Raw genomic sequence first — 18,344 nt, 5'->3', positions numbered from 1 at the left:
AGTGTCCTCGTGGCGTGGTGGCTGGGCTTCGTTGCCGGGGACTGGCGGTCTCGGAAACCGCCAAACGTCCCATGTGTGGCGGTAAGCGTATACCCACATTGAGGGTGAGCGCTTACCCACAAGCTTCCGATCTATGTGATCTGGCACACGTCGACGCGAACCTCAGACGCTGACGGTGAACCCCTGTCCGCGGCCTGGGGGCCGCGACCCGCGACCCGCGACATGGGATCCGCGACCCGCGACCCGCGGCGCGGCGCGTCCTGACCGGCCGCCCGCCGCGCCAGGAGAGATGTTGTGCTGGTCACGCCGCTGAATCGCCGTGACCAGGGCGCCTGTCTCGGATGTCGACGCCACTGTGGCCAGGACCAGGCATTTTCGTAGACTGGACGCTGGCTGGTGCCCGGTCGCAGGGCGCCCGGAGCCGTGCCGGGCGAGCGGGACGACCGCCTGCTGGTGCGGCCGGACGAGCGCAGCTCTGCGGCACCGATCCAGCCCGGGACCTGCCTCGCGCAGCCCCGCCAGGACCCGCTCCGGCGGATTCCGACCCCGGGCCCGCCGACTCACGGCAGGCCCACCCCGGGCCCGCACCAGCGGTCCCGTGCACGGCCTGCCCCGGCGGCCCTGCCTGCTCCACCCCGTCTGCCCTCAACCGCGAAGGAAACCGCCTCATGAGCCTGGTCGTCCAGAAATTCGGAGGATCCTCCGTCGCTGACGCCGACTCCGTCAAGCGCGTCGCGAAGCGCATCTCCCTGTATTCGAAGGCCGGCCACAAGGTGGTCGTAGTGGTCTCCGCGATGGGAGATACCACCGATGATCTGATCGATCTCGCCGAGCAGGTGACCCCGAACCCGCCGCCGCGCGAGATGGACATGCTGATCACGGCCGGTGAGCGCATCTCGATGGCGGTGCTGTCGATGGCGCTGAACGAGGTCGGCGTCACCGCTCGGGCCTACACCGGTTCGCAGGCCGGGCTGATCACGGACGGCGACCACGGCAACGCGCAGATCCGCGACGTCACCCCGGGCCGCATCCAGGAAGCCGTGGACACCGGCGCCGTCGCGATCGTCGCCGGCTTCCAGGGCGTCTCCCACGACTCCAAGGAGATCACCACGCTGGGCCGCGGCGGCTCGGACGTGACCGCGGTCGCGCTCGCCGCGGCGCTGGACGCGGACGTCTGCGAGATCTACTCCGACGTCGACGGCGTGTTCACCGCGGATCCGCGCATCGCCTCCGCCGCGCGCCGGGTGCCGCTCATCTCCAGCGAGGAGATGCTGGAGATGGCCGCGAACGGTTCGAAGATCCTGATGGCGCGCAGCGTCGAATACGCGCGCCGCTACGGGGTGCCGCTGCATGTGCGCTCCTCGTACTCCGGCCGCGTGGGCACGATCGTCGCCGACGAGCCCGGGCGCGAGATCCCCATCGACCCCGACATCACCCTCCCCACGGCGGACGTCGTCCGACGCGACGCCGCCGACCCGAGCAAGGAGCTCCCCATGCAGGACATCACCGCACCGGGCCTCGAGGCGCCGATCATCTCGGGCGTCGCCCACGACCGCAGCGAAGGCAAGATCACCGTGGTCGAGGTGCCGGACATCCCCGGTCGTGCCGCCCTGCTGTTCGACGTGGTCGCCGGCACCGGCGCGAACATCGACATGATCGTGCAGAACTCCTCGACCGTCGACGACACGGTCGCGATCTCGCTGACCCTGCCGGAGGCGGACGTCCCCGCCGCGCTGAAGGCCATCGAGGACGCCCATGAGCAGATCGGCTTCACCGAGGTCCGCTACAACGACCAGATCGGCAAGGTCAGCATCGTCGGCGCCGGGATGCGCTCGCATCCGGGCGTCTCGGCGCTGCTGTTCCGCTCCCTCGGCGAGGCGGGCATCAACATCGACATGATCTCCACCTCGGAGATCCGCATCTCCGTGGTCACCGAGCAGAGCAGGCTCGATGACGCGGTGCGCGTGATCCACACGGCGTTCGGCCTCGACGCCGAGCAGACCGAGGCCGTGGTCTACGGAGGGACCGGACGATGAGCACCAGCACCCCCACCATCGACTTCTCGCAGACCCCCGGGTACGCGGCCGACGGCCCCGTCATCGGCGTGGTCGGCGCCACCGGGCAGGTGGGCCGTGTGATGCTGGCCCTCCTCGCCGACCGGGCGGTCAGGCACTCGCAGATCCGCGTGTTCGCCTCGGCCCGCAGCGCCGGGAAGACCGTCCAGTACGCCGGCCGGTCCCTGACCATCGAGAACGCCGAGACGGCGGACATCTCCTCCGACGGCCGGCGGGTCGACATCGCGATCTTCTCCGCCGGCGGCTCCACCTCGAAGGCGCTGGCCCCCCGCTTCGTCGAGGCGGGCGCGACCGTGGTGGACAACTCCTCGGCCTACCGCCGCGACGGCGAGGTGCCGCTGGTGGTCTCCGAGGTGAACCCGGAGGCGCTGGTGAACCCGCCCCGCGGGATCATCGCGAACCCCAACTGCACCACGATGGCGGCGATGCCCTCGCTGAAGGCCCTCCACGACGAAGCGGGGCTGGCGCGGCTGAAGATCGCCACCTACCAGGCCGTCTCCGGCTCCGGCGTCGCCGGGGTGGCGGAACTGGCCGGTCAGGTGCGCAGCGGCGTCGACGAGATCGAGAAGCTGGCGATCGACGGATCCGCCGTCGACCTCGGCGAGCCGGAGGTCTACGTCAAGCCGATCGCGTTCAACGTGGTGGCCGTGGCCGGCAACCTGATGGACGACGGCAGCGACGAGACCGACGAGGAGCAGAAGCTCCGCAACGAGTCGCGCAAGATCCTGGGCATGCCGGACCTGCCGGTCGCAGGCACCTGCGTGCGAGTGCCGGTGATGAGCGGCCACGCGCTGGTGGTCCACGCCGAGTTCGATGAGGCGATCACCGCCGAGCATGCCCGCGAGCTGCTCGAGGCGGCGCCCGGCGTGCAGGTCGTGGACGTGCCGAACCCGCTCGAGGCCGCCGGCCGCGACGGGACATTCGTCGGCCGGATCCGCAAGGACCAGTCCGTGCCGGACGACAGAGGACTGGTGTTCTTCGTCGTGGCGGATAATCTGCGCAAGGGCGCCGCCCTGAACGCGATCCAGATCGCCGAGCTCATCGCACAGAATTGACCCTCGAAGGAGAACCCCGATGACACTCGCTGCTGCCAGTGGTCCCCCCGGGCCCGGGACCGGCCCGTCACCGTTGTCATCGTTGTTCTCCGACCGCGTCGGCGAGGAGCTCGCGGACGGCGGATCCGTGGAGATGGGCGCGGGGCCGCTGTCCCGCGCCCTGCGCACCCTGGACGCGATCACGGCCTCGGAGCTGGAGATCGACGGCCCGCCGGGTGCAGTGGCCGGGGCTGTGGCCCCGGAGGTCGCCGAGCCGTTGCAGGGGGAGCGCACGGTCGGCAGGCCCGCGTCCTCCAGCCGCCGCGAGGAGATCCTCGACGCCGCCGCCGCCCTGTTCGCCGAGCGCGGCTACCACGGCGCGAGCCTGCGCGACATCTCCCGTCGGGTGGGCATCTCCCATCCGGGGATGCTGCACCACTTCGCCTCCAAGGAGGCGCTGCTGGGAGCGGTGGTCGATCGGCTCGAGGCGCATGCGCAGGGGCTGCTGGACTCCGTCGAGGTGCTGCAGTCCTCCCCCAGTCCCTGGTCGCAGCGCTGGCCGGGCCGTGGGATCCGCGGGAGCACTCGATGGCGCTGCTGTCCACGCTCAGCGCTGAGGTGGTGAACCCGGATCATCCGGGGCGTTTCCGCATCGCCCGGCTGCGCCTGGTGCACGAGCACGTGCTGGAGCAGGTGCTGGCGGGCCTGGCCGCCAACGGCCGGCTGATCGAGGGTGCGGATCCGAAGTTCCTGGCACGCACACTGTTCTCGCTGCTGCTGAGCCTGACGGTGCGCGAGCACACCGTGCGTGAGCTGCAGAAGACCGCCGACGGCGACCCGATCAGCGATGTGCAGGCCTTCGTGCAGCAGGTGGTCGCCGGCTGAGCTCCCGGCCGACGCCGGCCGGATGCGCCGGCCCGTCGGCCTGCGGACCCGCTGGCCGGATGCCCCGGCGCCGCGGCGGGCGTCGCGGAACGTTTCGGTATCGATCCCGGCGGAGCCGGACTTCTTGTGCCCCGGGAGGGAACTGGTCGGTAGACTCCCCGGTTGTGATCGCCTGCGGAAGAACTCGATGAGCCCCGGTGCGATGCCCGATGGATCGGGTGGCGCCGAGCGCCCGTCGACGCCCGATGGCGCCGGAGTCGACGGGACGACGACGCCCCCTGGGGCAGCCACCGAGGGAGCGAGCCCGGCAGGGACCGCCGCCGAGGAAGCGCGGGCCGATGAAGCACCGGCCGTGATGGATCCTGAGCTCCGCGCCCGGGCGCAGCGGCGCCGGATGCAGGGCCTGGCCGGGGTGACCGTGCACGGCAGCGACGGGAAGACCGTGGGCCGGGTGCGGGACGTCTACCTCCGCGACGCCACCGGTGAGCTGGCGGCGATCTCCGTGATGCCGCGGCAGCTCAGCACCCGCAGCGTGCTGATCCCGGCCGCCGCGATCGCGGCACTGCCGGGGACGCTCGAGGAGCTCGCCGCCCCGCACCGCCCCGCTGCCGAGGAGGCCCCCGGGAAGGGCACCGGCGACATCCTGCAGCTGCGCGTGGACGCCGCCACCGCGAAGGCGGGCACGCCACCTCCGCTGACCCTGCACACCACACCGGAGGACCTGCAGGAGGCCGCAGCGGCACTGCGCCTCGAGGACGGGCCGGCCGGCGCATGAGACTGCTGCTGCTCACCCACTACTACGGGCCGGAGTTCGGGGCCCCTCAGCGCCGCTGGTCGGCCCTGATCAAGCGCTTCATCGCCGCGGGGCACCCGGTCACGGTCGCTGCGCCGGTGCCTCACTACCCGGCCGGTCGCCCCACCCCCACCCAGCGTCGCAGCCACCGGGTGGGCTCGGTCGAGCGGGGGCGGCACGGCGAGGTCATCCTGCGCACCGCCTACCTCCGGCACAGCGCGGACATCGCCTCCCGCACCGCGGACCACCTGGTCGCGGCCGCCGATGCGCTGCGACGGCTGCGACGCCGCTTCGCCCGGCCCGGCACCCGGCCCGATGTCATCATCGCCACCGCCCCGGCGATCCCCACCCTGATGGTGGGCCGGGCGCTGTCACTGCTGTGGGACGTGCCGCTGGTGGTGGAGATGCGTGATGCCTGGCCGGATCTGGTCACCCATGTCGGTCCCGCCGGTGCGCTGGACCCCGAGGCGGTGCATGCGCTGCGGCGCGGTGCGGCGCGACGGGCGCTGTCCTGGGTGGTGGCGCTGGTCAAGGGCAGGGTGCACCGGGAGGTGACCGGCTGGCAGAGCGGCGCCCGGGGCGTGGTCACCACCACCGGGCGGTTCGCCGAGGTGCTGCGCGAGCGCGGGGTGGAGCCGGTGGAAGTGGTGCGCAACGGCACCGACCTCTCCCTGGTGCAGCGCCAGCATGATCATCTTCGCGGCGACCATCCCGAGCTGCGCTGCCTGTACCTGGGGAACATGGGCCGCTCGCAGGGCCTGGACACGGTGATCCGAGCCGCTGCCGCACTGCGCCGGGAGGGCGTGGACGTGCAGGTGAGGATGGTGGGCCACGGCGTGGAGGCACCCGCGCTGGCGGCACTGGCCTACGAGCTCGACGCGCCCGTCGAGGTGATCCCGCGGATCCCGCACCGCGAGGTCGGCGCGCAGTACGCCTGGGCCGACACCGTCATCGTCTCGCTGCGCGACTGGCAGCCCTTCGCCTGGACCGTCCCCTCGAAGCTCTACGAGATCCTCGCGACCGGGCGGCACATCACCGCGCTCCTGGACGGGGAGGCGGCGGATGTGGTGCGGGAGGCGCAGGCGGGCGATGTGCTCCCGCCCGAGGACATGCCCGCACTGGTCGGGCTGTGGCGGGAGCTGGCGGCAGATCGGGCCCGCACGGCGGTGCGGGCCAGCGGCCGTGCCTGGGTCGCAGACCATGCCGATGATGAGGTGCTGGCCCGTCGTTACCTGGAGATCCTCCAGCGGGTCACGCAGGACTGAACCACCACTGCGCGACCCGGGCGACCGCCGAGCCGCGCTCGCCGCACCGCCCGCGGGGCCCTCACAGCTCGGTCTCCGCTCCCAGCACCACGGTGCGCGTGGTGGGCAGGTGCAGCACCAGGGTGCGCTGGGCCGAGGTCCGGTTCAGCTGCCGGAACAGCGCCCGCTGCCAGCGCGGCATCCCACCTGCCTGGGCGGCGGTGCCGCCGCCCGGCGCCTTCTCCAGGCGCAGCATCGAGAGCACGTAGATCGCGTCGTCGAGGTCGAGGTCGAGCTCGGGGATGTAGGCGAGGCCGTCCGCGGGGCGGTCATGGCCGCGCCTGCCGTGCTGTTCCACGGCGGCGCGCAGCGCGGCGGGGACATCCTGCGAGTCGTGGAAGCCGACCTGGTATATGACCTGCACCAGTCCGTCGGAGCCGTCGCCCAGCACGTTCACATGCACCCGGTCGTCGCGGTGCACGTGCGGGACTCCGTGGTGCTCGAGGGTCAGGATCACCACGTGCTCGTGGAGGACGTGGTGCATCTGGACCCCGGTGCGCAGCGCGAGCGGCACCGTGGTGGGCTCGGCGTGCGGGTAGACGGCCAGCCCCGGCACCCTCGGCACGGTGCGGGCGCAGCGGGTGATGAAGTCCTCCAGCGGGCCCTCCATCTCCTTGCGCCGCTCGGCCACCAGGCGGGCCCCGCGCCGCCAGGTGAGCATGATCGTGGTCAGCATCGCGGCGATCAGCAGTGGCAGCCAGCCGCCGTCGGGGATCTTGATCAGGGTCGCGGCCAGCAGCACCAGCTCGAGCCCGCCCACGATCACGGCGAGCAGCGCCACCTGCCACAGCGGCCGGCGCAGGATCTGGCGCGCATAGAGCAGGAACAGCGCCAGCACCAGGATGATCGTCGTGGTGACCGCGACGCCGTAGGCGGCGGCGAGGGCGGAGGAGTGCTGGAACACCAGCACCAGGGTGACCACTCCGAGGAACAGCAGCAGATTCACGGTGCCCACGTAGATCTGTCCGCCGTGGATGGAGGAGGTCTGGGTGATCTTCAGCCGCGGCAGCAGGGAGAGCCGCATGGCCTGGCGGGCCACGGAGAACGCTCCGGCGATGACGGCCTGGGAGGCGATCACGGTGGCCATCGTCGCGAGGATCACCAGCGGGATCCGCAGCCCCTCGGGCACCAGCGAGAAGAAGGGGTTCGCGATCGTGTCCGGATCGGAGAGGACCAGCGCCCCCTGCCCGAAGTAGTTCAGCAGCAGCGCCGGCAGCACCAGGCAGCCCCAGGCCAGCGCGATGGGGTGGTGGCCGAAGTGGCCCATGTCCGCGTACAGCGCCTCGGCGCCGGTGATGGTCAGCACCACCGCGCCCATCGCGATGAAGGCGACCAGCGGCCGGTCCACCATGAACGCGACCGCGTAGGTGGGGGACAGGGCGCGCAGGATCGTGGGCTGGGCGAGCACGTGCGGCAGCCCCATCGCGGCGAGGGTCAGGAACCAGACCGCCATGACCACGCCGAAGGAGCGGCCGATGCGGCCGGTGCCCCAGCGCTGCACGGCGAACAGGGCGGTGAGCACGATCAGCGCAGCGGGCAGGATCACCGCGTTCGGGACGGTGCCGGTGACCTCGATGCCCTCGAAGGCGGAGAGCACCGAGATCGCGGGTGTGATCAGCGAGTCGCCGAGGAACAGGGCGGCGCCGAGGACCCCCAGCACCAGCGCGATGCCCGCCTCCCGGGGGCTCGCCTCCGGGCCGAGCTTGCGCAGCACCAGCGCGGTCAGCGCCAGGATTCCGCCCTCGCCCTGGTTGTTCGCGGTCATGATCAGCCCGATGTAGGTCACGGTGATGATGGTGATCAGGCACCAGGTGACCATCGAGACCACCCCGAGCACATCGGACTGCGTGGGCGCGACCGCGTTGTGGTGGGAGGAGAAGACCGTCTGCATCGCGTACAGGGGGCTGGTGCCGATGTCGCCGAACACCACGCCGAGTGCACCGAGCATCATCAGCGGCACCGGCTGACGAGGCCGCGGCACGCCCCGATGGTCGAGGCGCCGGTGCTCGTGGGAGTGCTGCTGGGGGCGCTGACGCGCGCGTCGGCGGGTCGATTGCGCGACCGGGCCCGGTGGGGTCGTCGGGGAGACGGCCGACGCGGAGGCGGGCGACGGGGCCGACGGCGCGTGGCCGTCGGCCGGATCGGGGCGCTCCTCCTGCGTGGGGTGGGGCTCGTCGGAGCGGGGCGAGCGCGAGGTGTCCTCGGGCACATCTTAGATCCTGCCATCGATCGGGCCGGATGCACCCTCTTCCTGGGCAACAGTTCGATGTCGCGCGAGGGCGCCGCGACGGCCTGGACGCAGCCCGACGGCGGGCCTTCGGACGGGCCGGGAAGCGGGTGCTCGTCGGCGCCCGTCTACGATGAGCCCATGACGGTGTCAGGCAGTTCTTCGCGCGGGGCGGGGCGCGGGAGCCGCCGGGCGGTGCCGGTGGGTCATGCCGCGATGCGCTCGGCCAACCTCAGCCTGCTGCTGCGCCACCTGCACACCCGCGGCGGCCGCTCCCGCGCGACCCTCGCCCAGGAGACGGGGCTGTCCAAGGCCTCGGTGACCTCGCTGGTCAGCGATCTGGCCGAGCGCGGGCTGGTGCAGGAGGGTCGGGTGGAGCGCCGGGGCACGGTGGGCCGGCCGGGCACCGAGGTGCGCATCTCGCCCCAGCACGTGGCCGGGATCGGGCTCGAGCTGAATGTCGACTACCTCGCCGTCTGCCTGCGGGATCTCGCGGGGGAGGTCCGCTTCACCTCCTCGGTCCCGATGCCGTACGTCCGGGACGACGGGGTGGCGGATGGTCGGTCCTATCCGCCCGGCCTGGTCCTGGACCACGTCGCGCAGCAGCTGACCGAGAGCTTCGAGCGCGCCGCCCGGGAGGGGCTCTGGGTCGCCGGGATCACCATCGCACCGCCCGGCCCGATCGACTACGAGGGCGTCAGCGTGCGCGTCGCCTCGAACCTGGGCTGGACGGATGTGCCGCTCGGCGAGGAGCTCACCGCCCGGCTCGGCCCCGACCATCCGGTGCTCGCCCTGGAGAACGACGCGAAGCTCTCGGCGCTCGCGGAGGCGCCGCGACTGGCCCGGCGCGGCATCTCGGATCTGGTCTATCTCACCGGCGACATGGGCGTCGGCGCGGGCATCATCGCCGAGGGCCGGCTGATCCGCGGCTGGTCCGGGTTCTCCGGCGAGGTGGGGCACATCGGCCTGGACCCGGCGGGGGTGGCCTGTCGCTGCGGGCGCCGCGGCTGCTGGGAGACGATGGTCGGCTTCGACACCGTGCTCGCCGTCCTCGACGAGGGCGACCCCGCCCGGTCCGGACGCCTGCCGATGCTCGAACGGCTCGAGCATCTGCGGGTGCGGCTGGAAGCGGGTGATCCGCGCCTGGACGAGCGCTTCACGCTGCTGGTGGACGATCTGGTGCGCGGCGCCGGCGTGCTGGTGGACGTGCTGAACCCGCAGGCGATCGTGCTCGGCGGCTACTTCGGGTACTTCGCGGACCTGCTGGTGGGTCCGGTGCAGTCCGGCCTGGATGCGCGGCTGCTCGCCGCCGACGGACGGGTCGAGGTCAGCGGTTCCGCGCTCGGCCTGGAGGCCGCCGCCATCGGCGGCGCTGCGGCGGCGCTGGAGCGGGTGCTCGAGGATCCGCTGCTCGCCCCGCCCCTGAGCACCGACGCCACAGCCTGATCCGAGCCCCGATTCCTCGCCCCGATCCCTTGACACCGGCGGCCGCTGGCCCTAGTTTGTTCTGAACGTGAACGTTTAGGTGTCGGGGCTCCCGCGCGATGAGCGCACCCCTGCCGCCCTCGACGAAGGAGCGAGCATGATCAAGTTCGGCACCGGTGGCTGGAGGGCCATCATCGGGGACGAGTACACCCGCGAGAACGTGCGCCTGCTGGCCCAGGCGCTCGCCGATCGGATGCACGCCGAGGACGTCGTCGAGCGGGGACTGGTGATCAGCTACGACCGCCGGTTCCTCTCCGACGTCTCCGCTTGGTGGGCGATCGAGGTGCTCGCCGGCAACGGCATCCCGGTGCGGGTGATCACCCGCCCGGTGCCCACCCCGATGTGCATGTGGACGGTGCAGCAGACCGGCGCCGCCTACGGCATCGCCGTCACCGCCTCCCACAACCCGGCCCTGTACAACGGGCTGAAGATCTTCACCGAGGGCGGGCGCGACGCCGATCTCGGGGTGACCGACGCGCTCACCGAGCACGTGGCGACCCTGAGCGCGAAGGACGTGCGCTCCCTGGCCCCGCACGAGGTGCACGACAGCGAGCTGGTGACCGAGCAGAGCTCGATCAACTGGTACCTCGATGCGATCATCGACCAGCTGGACCTCGAGGCGATCCGCCACGCGCACCTGAACATCGTGTTGGATCCGATGTTCGGCGTGGCCCAGACCAGCCTGCAGACCATCCTGGTCAGCGCCCGCTGCCAGGTCGAGGTGATCAACGCTCGCCACGACCCGCTGTTCGGCGGCCGCATGCCCTCCCCGGCCGAGGGCAGCATGACGCCGCTGCGCCAGGCCGTCCTCGAGCAGGGCGCGGATCTCGGCATCGCCACCGACGGCGACGCCGACCGCCTGGGCATCATCGACGACCAGGGGAACTACCTCAGTCCCAACCAGGTGCTGGTGCTGCTGTACGAGTACCTGCTCACCGGGAAGGGGTGGCGCGGGCCCGTGGTCCGCAACCTCTCCACCACCCATCTGCTGGATCGGGTCGCGGCCGCGCACGGCGAGGTCTGCCATGAGGTGCCCGTCGGCTTCAAGTGGATCAGCGCGAAGATGATCGAGACCGATGCGGTCATCGGCGGCGAGTCCTCCGGCGGCCTGACGGTGCGTGGCCACATCCCCGGCAAGGACGGCATCCAGGCGGCCGGTCTGCTGGTGGAGATGGTCGCCCGCTCCGGCAAGAAGCTCTCCCAGCTCTATGCGGAGCTGGTGGAGCGCCACGGCTCGCTGGTGATGGAGGAGGCCGCCTACGGCTACACCCCCGAGCGCCGCGAGGAGCTGCAGAAGCGGATCTTCGTCGAGCACGAGCTGCCGGGCTTCGACCGCGAGATCGACCGGATCTCCTGGGAGGACGGCTGCAAGGTCTACTTCGCCGACGATTCCTGGCTGACGATCCGCTTCTCGGGCACCGAGCCCGTGATCCGGGTGTTCTCCGAGGCGGAGACCGCCGAGGAGGCGCAGCAGCTCTCCCGCACCATCGCCGACCACTACGACCTGGGAGCATGATGACCCCCACCATCACCACTGCAGTCGTCCTCGCCCGTGGCCTCGGGACCCGCATGCGGGCCGAGGGCCAGAGCAGCCTGAGCGCCGAGCAGGCCGCGGCTGCGGCCTCGGGCCACAAGGCACTGATGCCGATCGGCGAGCACCGCCTGATCGACTACTCGCTCAGCGCCCTCGCCGACGCCGGGATCCGCAAGGCGGTTCTCGTCGTCGCCCCCGAGCACGAGGACTTCACCCGTCACCTCGCCGAGCTCGCCCCGACCCGCCTGGAGGTGGTCCTCGCCGTCCAGGAGGAGCCGCTGGGCACAGCCGACGCCGTCTCCTCCGCCCGCGAGGCCGTGGGGGCGGAGCCGTTCATCATGGTCAACGGCGACAACCTCTACCCCGGCGAGGGCATCGGCCACCTGCTGCAGGCGGAGGGCAACGCCCTGCTCGGCTTCGAGCGCTCCGCCCTGGTCACGGGCAGCAACATCGCCGCCGACCGCATCGCCGCCTTCGCCCTCATCGAGCAGACCGACGGCCGGCTCGAGCAGATCGTGGAGAAGCCCGACGCCGAGGCCATCGAGGCCGCGGGCCCGGACGCCCTGGTGAGCATGAACTGCTTCGCCTTCACCGCGGAGATCTTCGCGGCCTGCGCCCGGATCGAGCCCTCGCCCCGCGGGGAGCTGGAGATCGTCGACGCCGTGCGGGAGCTGGGGACGGTCCAGGTGCTGCCCTTCGCCGGCGGTGTCATGGACCTCTCGCGCCGCGACGACATCGATGAGGTCCAGCGCCGCCTGGCCGGCGTCGAGGTCTCCCTGTGACGCCCACCCCCGTCACCTGGGCGATGCCCGGGCGGATCGAGGTGCTCGGCAAGCACACCGATTACGGCGGCGGGCGGGTGCTGGTCTGCGCGGTGGACCGCGGGATCACCGTCCGCGCGGAGGAGACCACGGGACTTCCCGGCACCCTCGAGGCGGTCAGCGACGCCTATCCGGGCGCGCTCCACCTCGAAGCCGACGCACTGCCGGCGCTCCCGGCAGGACACTGGGGGCGCTACGTCCACACCGTCCTGGCCCGGCTGACCGACAACTTCGGCCCGCTGCGCCCGGCCCGGCTCACGGTCTCCTCCGACCTGCCGCCGGCCTCGGGCATGTCCAGCTCCTCGGCGATGATCACCGGCGCCGCGATGGCACTCGCGGATCTGAACGGCCTGCCCGAGACCGCGGCCTGGACTTCCCAGCTGCCGGATCGGATGGCACTGGCCGGGTATGCCGCCTCGATCGAGAACGGCAAGAGCTTCGGCACCCTGGCGGGCCGGCCCGGCGTGGGCACCAGCGGCGGCTCCCTGGACCACACCGGGATGCTCGCGAGCGAGGAGGGGCTGATCTCCTACGCGGAGTTCGACCCGATGCGGGTCATCGACCGGGTCGCGCTGCCGAGCGGATGGTCCTTCGTGGTCGCCGTCAGCGGCGTGCTCGCGGAGAAGACCGGCGGCGCCCAGGAGCTCTACAACCGGGGACCGGCGCTGCTGGCCGACCTCACCGCACGGTGGAACCGCGAGACGGGCCGCAGCGACGCCACCCTGCAGGCGGCGCTGCGCTGCCTGGTGGGGCCGGATCTGGACTCCCCGCTGCTGCCGGGGACGGAGCTGACCGCTCCGCTGCCCGCGGGCGGCGAGGCCTCGCCGCTGGCGCGCGATGAGCGGCTCGCGCCGCTGCGCCGCCTCGCCGCCGAGGGCGTGGAGCGGGACCGGCTGGACCAGTTCCTGCTCGAATCCGCGGTGCTGGTGCCGCGCGCCCAGGCGGCGCTGCGGGACGGGGACCTCGAGGCCTTCGCCGCCGCGGCGACCACCTCGCAGCGCCTGGCCGAAACGCACCTGCGCAATCAGGTCCCGCAGACCATCGAGCTGGCGCGCAGCGCCGAGCAGCTCGGTGCCCGCACTGCCTCCGCCTTCGGCGCGGGCTTCGGCGGGAGCGTCTGGGCACTGGTCCCGACGGCCGACGCGGACGGTTTCGCCGCCGCCTGGCGGGAGCGCTACCTGCGCACCGAGGGTGCACCGGAGACGGCCAGCACCCTGGTGACCCGGCCGGGAGCGCCGGGCCGGAGGATGGACCCGGCCACGGTCTGAGCGCCCGGACGGGTGCGCCGGTCCGAGCCGGCGCACCCGGGCGCGGTCAGATCTCCAGCTTCTCGTCCGGATTCGGGCCGGCACCCGGATCCGGGTGCTCGGCCTGGTGCTGATCCGCCTCGTGCACGGCACGGAAGGCCGGCAGCACCACCTCGTCCCGCAGCGCCTGGCGCTGCTCCGTCGGGGCGAATCCCGCATCGAGCCCGGTGAGCACGACCTGTTCGAGGTCCGTCAGGCTCCAGTCGAAGGTCTGCGCCACCAGCAGCATCTCCCGGGAGGTGCGGGTGCGGCTCATCAGGCGGTTGTCGCTGCTGAGCGCGATCGCGAAGCCCAGGCGGTGCAAGGGGCCGACGGGATGGGAGGGGTAGTCCGCAGCGGCGCCGGTCTGCAGATTCGAGCTGGGACACACCTCCAGGCAGATCTGCGCCTCGTGCACCCGCGCGGCGGTGTGCCCGAGCTGCGGGGAGGCCGGGCCCGTCTCCTCCTCGAGGTCCTCCAGCAGCCGAACGCCGTGCCCGATCCGCTCGGCGCCGCAGTCCAGGGCGTCGGCGATCGAGGAGGGGCCCTCGGCCTCGCCCGCGTGGATCGTCACCCGCACGCCATGCTCGCGGGCGCGCTCGAACTGGGCACGGAACCAGGAGGCCGGGAACCCGGCCTCCGGACCGGCCAGGTCCAGGCCCAGCACACCGGTGCCGCGGCGAGCGATCGCGATGTCGACCAGGTCCTCGGTGGGTTCGCGATGACGCAGATAGCACAGCAGCTGGCCCACCACGATCCGTCGCCCGGACTCCGCGGCCGCGGCGACCCCCTCGTCGAGCCCGTCCTGGACCGCCTGCACGGCCTCGTCCAGGCTGAGCCCGCCGGCGGTGTGCTGGTGCGGGCCCCAGCGGGTCTCGGCGTAGACCACTCCGTCGGCGACCATGTCCTCGACGAACTCGCGCGCGATGCGCCGCAGCTGCGGGGCCGTCTGCATGAGGGCGACCGTGTGCTCGAAGGTGGAGAGGTACTCGGGCAGCGAGCCGGAATCGGCGGCGGCGTGGAACCAGTCCGCGACCTTCCGGACGTCCTCGGCATCGCCGACCGGCTGAGCCCCGTCGGAGCCGTCGGCCGCACGGGTCGCGCCGGCCGGGTCCTCCAATCCAGGCACTTCGAGCCCCAGTTCACGGCTCAGCTCGAGCACGGTGCCGGGGCGCAGCCCCCCGTCGAGGTGATCGTGGAGCGCGACCTTCGGCAGCGCCGCGACGAGGGCAGGAGAGAGTTCCATCTGCCCAGGATACGCGGCGGGCCTCAGCCCGCGCTCACTCCACGATGCTTCGCGGCGAGGTCGACGTAGACGCGAGCGTTCTTCCGCAGCGCCTCGAGACCGTCCTCGTCCAGCTGCTTGCGGACCTTCGCCGGCACCCCGGCCACCAGCGAGCCAGGCGGGATCTGCATCCCCTCGGTGACCACGGCGCCCGCGGCGACCAGGCTGCCGGCCCCGACCACGGCGCCGTTGAGCACCACGGCCCCCATGCCGATCAGCGAGTCGTCCTCGACGGTGCAGCCGTGCAGCACGGCCCGGTGGCCCACCGAGACCCCGGCCCCCACCACCGCCGGGAACCCCTCGTCGGTGTGGACGACGCAGCCGTCCTGGATGTTGCTGCCGGCGCCGATGCTGATCGAGTCCATATCCCCGCGCAGCACGGCGGTATAGAACACGCTCGAGCTCTCGGAGAGCGTCACCTTCCCGATCAGGGTGGCGTTCGGCGCCACCCAGGCGGTCTCGGGAACCTGGGGCGCGGCGCCCTCGAAATCGATGATGGTCACGGCGGGTACTCCTTCGTCCGACGGATGGGTCCTCGATAGTGACGGTACGTGCTCCGCACGCCGGGCGGGCGCCGTCCCACCGGGGAGGCGACGCCCCTCGGCGGCCGCGGGTCAGTCGGTGAGGGAGACGGTGAAGTCGGGCTCGGTGAGGGAGCGGACCTGGTCCTCGGTGACCTCGGGAGCGAGCTGGGTCAGCACCAGGCCGCCATCGGTGACGTCGAAGACGGCCAGCTCGGTGATGATCCGGCCCACCACGCCCATACCGGTCAGCGGCAGGGAGCACTCGTGGACGATCTTCGCCGAGCCGTCCTTGGCGGCGTGCTGCATCATCACCACCACCCGCCTCGCGCCGGCGACCAGGTCCATCGCCCCGCCCATGCCCTTGACGAGCTTGCCGGGGATCTGCCAGTTGGCGATATCGCCGGTGCCGGTGACCTGCATGGCGCCCAGGATCGCGATGCCCATCTTCCCGCCGCGGATCATGCCGAAGCTGGTGGCGGAGTCGAAGATGGTCGCCCCGGGCAGCAGGGTGATGGTCTGCTTGCCGGCGTTGATGAGGTCCGGGTCCTCCTCGCCCTCGTACGGCCAGGGGCCCATACCCATCACGCCGTTCTCGGACTGCAGGGTGATGTTCACACCCTCGGGCAGGTTGTTGGCGACCAGGGTCGGCATGCCGATGCCGAGGTTCACGTAGTCGCCATCGCGCAGCTCGGCCGCCGCGATCGCGGCCATCTCGTCACGGGTCCAGGCCATCTCAGGCCACCTCCTGCGTCTCGGAATCCGGCGTCTCGGGTCGGGGGTGCACGGTGCGCTGCTCGATGTCCTTCTCGGCGGTGGCCTGCATCAGGTGGTGCACGAACACGCCCGGGGTGTGGATGTCGTCGGGCTCGATGCCGCCGGGTTCCACGATGTGCTCGGCCTCGGCGAAGGTGACCTCGCCGCACATCGCTGCCAGCGGGTTGAAGTTCCGGGCGGTGAGCCGGTACCGGAGGTTGCCGTAGTGGTCGGCGGTGTGGGCGTGGACCAGTGCGAGGTCGGCGTTGATCGCTCGCTCGAGCACATGGGTGCGGCCGTCGAACTCGGCGGTGGGCTTGCCCTCGGCGATCGGGGTGCCGTACCCGGTGGGCGTGTAGAACGCGGGGATGCCGGAGCCGCCGGCGCGCATCCGCTCGGCGAGGGTGCCCTGGGGGACGAACTCGACGTCCAGCTGTCCGTCGATGTACTGCTTCATGAACAGCTTGTTCTCCCCGACGTAGCTGGAGAGCACCTTGGTGATCTGCCCGTTCTCCAGCAGCAGGCCCAGGCCCTTGCCATCGACGCCGAGGTTGTTCGAGGCGACGGTGAGGTTCGTGACCCCGCTGTCGCGCACGATGGTGATCAGATCGGTGGGGATCCCGCACAGGCCGAACCCTCCCACCGCGATGGTCATGCCGTCGCGCAGCACTGCGGTGAGCTGGGCGGCGGCGTCGTCCGTGACCTTGGACATCGCTGTCCCTCCTAACGAGTGGGTCGGCCCTCGCAGCTGTCGGCGGCGGTGCCGGCGGCGGAGGGCGGTCACCATCGAGCCTATCCCTGCCGGGTGACCTGCGCCTCGGAGCGAGGAACAGCTTCGATGGGCGGTGGTTGTGCGGATCTACGAAGCGGCAGGCGCGAGGAGAAGGCGGCACCTGACGGGCGTTGTGAAACGGTCGGTGGATCCTGCCCGGCCTCGGGCTCGCCGCCGTCCTGCCCTGTCCTGCCGTCGGCGTGCCCCGGGCTCTCCGCCGCTGCCGTGGTGCTCTCGCCCGCCAGGGCTGCGGCCTGCTCGGCGGTGCCGGGGTCTGTACGACGACGGCGCCGGTTCAGGCTCAGGAGCTGGTACTTCACCCGTTCGGAGGCGGTGGCCCGGTTCTCCGCACGGGTGCGCGGGTCCACGGGGTCCTTGCCCAGGAGGGGGTCATCCCCGGCCTGGTAGCGATCTGTCCAGATCTGGATCAGCGTCCACGCCAGGGCGGTGTAGGGGACCGCGAGGATCGCGCCGAGGATCCCTCCCACGATCGTGCCGATCGTCAGTGCCAGCAGCACGATCAGCGGATGCAGGCTCATCGCCCGCCCCATGACCACGGGCTGGAGCAGGGCGCTCTCCAGCTGGTTGACCGCGATGACGATGACGATGACGATCAGCGCATCGAGCGGTCCGTTGGTCACCGCGGTGATCCCTGCGGCCAGGATGCCGGTGACCGTGGCGCCGACGACGGGGATGAACGCGCCGACGAAGACGATCACGGCCAGCGGGATCGCCAGCGGGACCCCGAGCACCGCCAGGCCGATGCCGATCAGGACCGCATCGACCAGGGCGACGGTGGCGGTGCCGCGCACATAGCCGCCGAGCACGAAGGTGGAGCGATCGATGGATTCTGCGAGCTTGGCGCGGGTCTCGCCGTGGAACCAGCGCAGCGTGAAGTTCGCGATCCGGCTGCCGTCCTTGAGGAAGAAGAACAGCAGCACGGCGATCAGCAGCAGCCCGGTGAACACCTCGGTCACGGCCGAGACGCCGGTGAGGGTGCTGCTGGCCACGTCGCTGCTGGAGAGGTAGTCGCCGACCCCTTCCGCAGCCGCTCCGAGGTCCGGGACCTCGAACGGCAAGCGATCCGAGGAGAGCCAGTCCTGCAGCTCCTGCCAGCTGTCGCCGGCTTCGGCCACCAGCGTGTCCCACTCGGCGCGGATCGCGAGGACCACACCGCTGACCACGGCGGCGACCATGATTACGATGCCGAGGAAGGCCAGGAGGGTCGCGGCCAGCGGCGGCCATCCCTTGCCCAGCAGCCAGCGCACCAGGGGCGTGACCGCGGCGGCGAGGATCCACGCCACCAGCACGGCGACGACCACCAGGATCACGCGCCGCAGGAGCCACACCGCACCGACGATGACCGCGGCGACGAGGAGGATCTGCGCAGCACGAGCGCCGGCCCTGCCCAGCGGCCCGGCCCATGCGCCGGAGGGTTCCGGGGAACCGCTGCTCGGCGGTGCTGTCATGATGCTCCTCCTCAGGGGGCGGACCTCGCGGAATGCTCGTGCAGCCCACGCCGTCGGATGGGCCCGAGTCTAGAACCGTCGGGCACGTGGTGACCCC

16 protein-coding genes are annotated in these 18,344 nt (G+C 71.8%); 10 read left to right on the top strand and 6 right to left on the bottom strand.

Annotated features, from left to right (window positions below; translation table 11 throughout):
• Positions 1-668: 668 nt before the first annotated feature.
• The 6 genes from CFK39_RS06705 (at position 669) to CFK39_RS06685 (ending at position 6,052) form a co-directional block, all read left to right on the top strand.
• Positions 669-2,036, top strand: a complete 1,368-nt coding sequence (locus CFK39_RS06705) for an aspartate kinase (RefSeq protein ID WP_089064816.1) — start codon at positions 669-671, stop codon at positions 2,034-2,036.
• Entirely contained in the window at positions 2,033-3,130 is a 1,098-nt protein-coding gene (locus CFK39_RS06700) for an aspartate-semialdehyde dehydrogenase (RefSeq protein ID WP_089064815.1), read from the top strand. Before CFK39_RS06705 ends, CFK39_RS06700 begins: the two co-directional genes overlap by 4 nt.
• Before the next feature lie 82 nt (positions 3,131-3,212).
• The gene (locus CFK39_RS16765) at positions 3,213-3,734 is read left to right on the top strand and encodes a TetR/AcrR family transcriptional regulator (RefSeq protein ID WP_245822959.1); all 522 of its coding nucleotides are present in this window, start codon (positions 3,213-3,215) and stop codon (positions 3,732-3,734) included.
• Complete coding sequence (locus CFK39_RS16760; protein WP_157697092.1) at positions 3,698-3,994, top strand: hypothetical protein; 297 nt, start codon at positions 3,698-3,700, stop codon at positions 3,992-3,994. Before CFK39_RS16765 ends, CFK39_RS16760 begins: the two co-directional genes overlap by 37 nt.
• Before the next feature lie 355 nt (positions 3,995-4,349).
• On the top strand, positions 4,350-4,769 hold the full coding sequence (locus tag CFK39_RS06690; RefSeq protein ID WP_089064814.1) for a PRC-barrel domain-containing protein: 420 nt from the start codon (positions 4,350-4,352) through the stop codon (positions 4,767-4,769).
• Positions 4,766-6,052 carry a glycosyltransferase family 4 protein gene (locus CFK39_RS06685; RefSeq protein WP_089064813.1) on the top strand — a complete coding sequence of 429 codons (1,287 nt, stop codon included), beginning with the start codon at positions 4,766-4,768 and terminating at the stop codon, positions 6,050-6,052. The genes CFK39_RS06690 and CFK39_RS06685 overlap by 4 nt, the downstream gene beginning before the upstream one ends.
• 61 nt (positions 6,053-6,113) lie before the next feature.
• Here the strand turns inward: CFK39_RS06685 and CFK39_RS06680 are convergent, their stop codons facing one another.
• Positions 6,114-8,300, bottom strand: coding sequence for a potassium transporter Kup (locus CFK39_RS06680; RefSeq protein WP_218192269.1), 2,187 nt, complete (start codon positions 8,298-8,300; stop codon positions 6,114-6,116).
• 159 nt (positions 8,301-8,459) lie between these two features.
• On the opposite strand from CFK39_RS06680, the gene CFK39_RS06675 reads away from it, so the two are divergent.
• From CFK39_RS06675 to CFK39_RS06660, 4 genes are all read left to right on the top strand, one after another.
• Positions 8,460-9,764 (top strand): ROK family transcriptional regulator, encoded by a 1,305-nt coding sequence (locus tag CFK39_RS06675; protein ID WP_089064812.1) that lies wholly within the window; start codon positions 8,460-8,462, stop codon positions 9,762-9,764.
• Between the two features lie 136 nt (positions 9,765-9,900).
• Positions 9,901-11,319, top strand: coding sequence for a phosphoglucomutase/phosphomannomutase family protein (locus CFK39_RS06670; protein ID WP_089064811.1), 1,419 nt, complete (start codon positions 9,901-9,903; stop codon positions 11,317-11,319).
• Positions 11,316-12,119 carry a sugar phosphate nucleotidyltransferase gene (locus CFK39_RS06665; protein ID WP_245822958.1) on the top strand — a complete coding sequence of 268 codons (804 nt, stop codon included), beginning with the start codon at positions 11,316-11,318 and terminating at the stop codon, positions 12,117-12,119. The genes CFK39_RS06670 and CFK39_RS06665 overlap by 4 nt, the downstream gene beginning before the upstream one ends.
• A complete protein-coding gene (locus CFK39_RS06660; RefSeq protein ID WP_089064809.1) occupies positions 12,116-13,426 on the top strand; it encodes a GHMP family kinase ATP-binding protein in 1,311 nt (436 codons plus the stop codon). The genes CFK39_RS06665 and CFK39_RS06660 overlap by 4 nt, the downstream gene beginning before the upstream one ends.
• 46 nt (positions 13,427-13,472) lie before the next feature.
• On the opposite strand, the gene CFK39_RS06655 is transcribed toward CFK39_RS06660, so the two are convergent.
• From CFK39_RS06655 to CFK39_RS06635, 5 genes are all read right to left on the bottom strand, one after another.
• Positions 13,473-14,690 (bottom strand): adenosine deaminase, encoded by a 1,218-nt coding sequence (locus CFK39_RS06655; RefSeq protein ID WP_089064808.1) that lies wholly within the window; start codon positions 14,688-14,690, stop codon positions 13,473-13,475.
• Between the two features lie 23 nt (positions 14,691-14,713).
• The gene (locus CFK39_RS06650) at positions 14,714-15,232 is read right to left on the bottom strand and encodes a gamma carbonic anhydrase family protein (RefSeq protein WP_089064807.1); all 519 of its coding nucleotides are present in this window, start codon (positions 15,230-15,232) and stop codon (positions 14,714-14,716) included.
• A 111-nt stretch (positions 15,233-15,343) separates the two neighbouring features.
• Complete coding sequence (locus tag CFK39_RS06645) at positions 15,344-15,985, bottom strand: CoA transferase subunit B (RefSeq protein ID WP_089064806.1); 642 nt, start codon at positions 15,983-15,985, stop codon at positions 15,344-15,346.
• A 1-nt stretch (position 15,986) separates the two neighbouring features.
• Positions 15,987-16,718, bottom strand: coding sequence for a CoA transferase subunit A (locus tag CFK39_RS06640; RefSeq protein ID WP_089064805.1), 732 nt, complete (start codon positions 16,716-16,718; stop codon positions 15,987-15,989).
• An 80-nt stretch (positions 16,719-16,798) separates the two neighbouring features.
• Positions 16,799-18,247, bottom strand: coding sequence for an AI-2E family transporter (locus CFK39_RS06635; protein ID WP_089064804.1), 1,449 nt, complete (start codon positions 18,245-18,247; stop codon positions 16,799-16,801).
• Positions 18,248-18,344 lie beyond the last annotated feature (97 nt).

Source organism: Brachybacterium avium (assembly GCF_002216795.1).
Lineage (GTDB): Bacteria > Actinomycetota > Actinomycetes > Actinomycetales > Dermabacteraceae > Brachybacterium > Brachybacterium avium.
The sequence above is the reverse complement of the archived record's forward strand: the minus strand, read 5'-3'. Positions and strand labels throughout refer to the sequence as shown.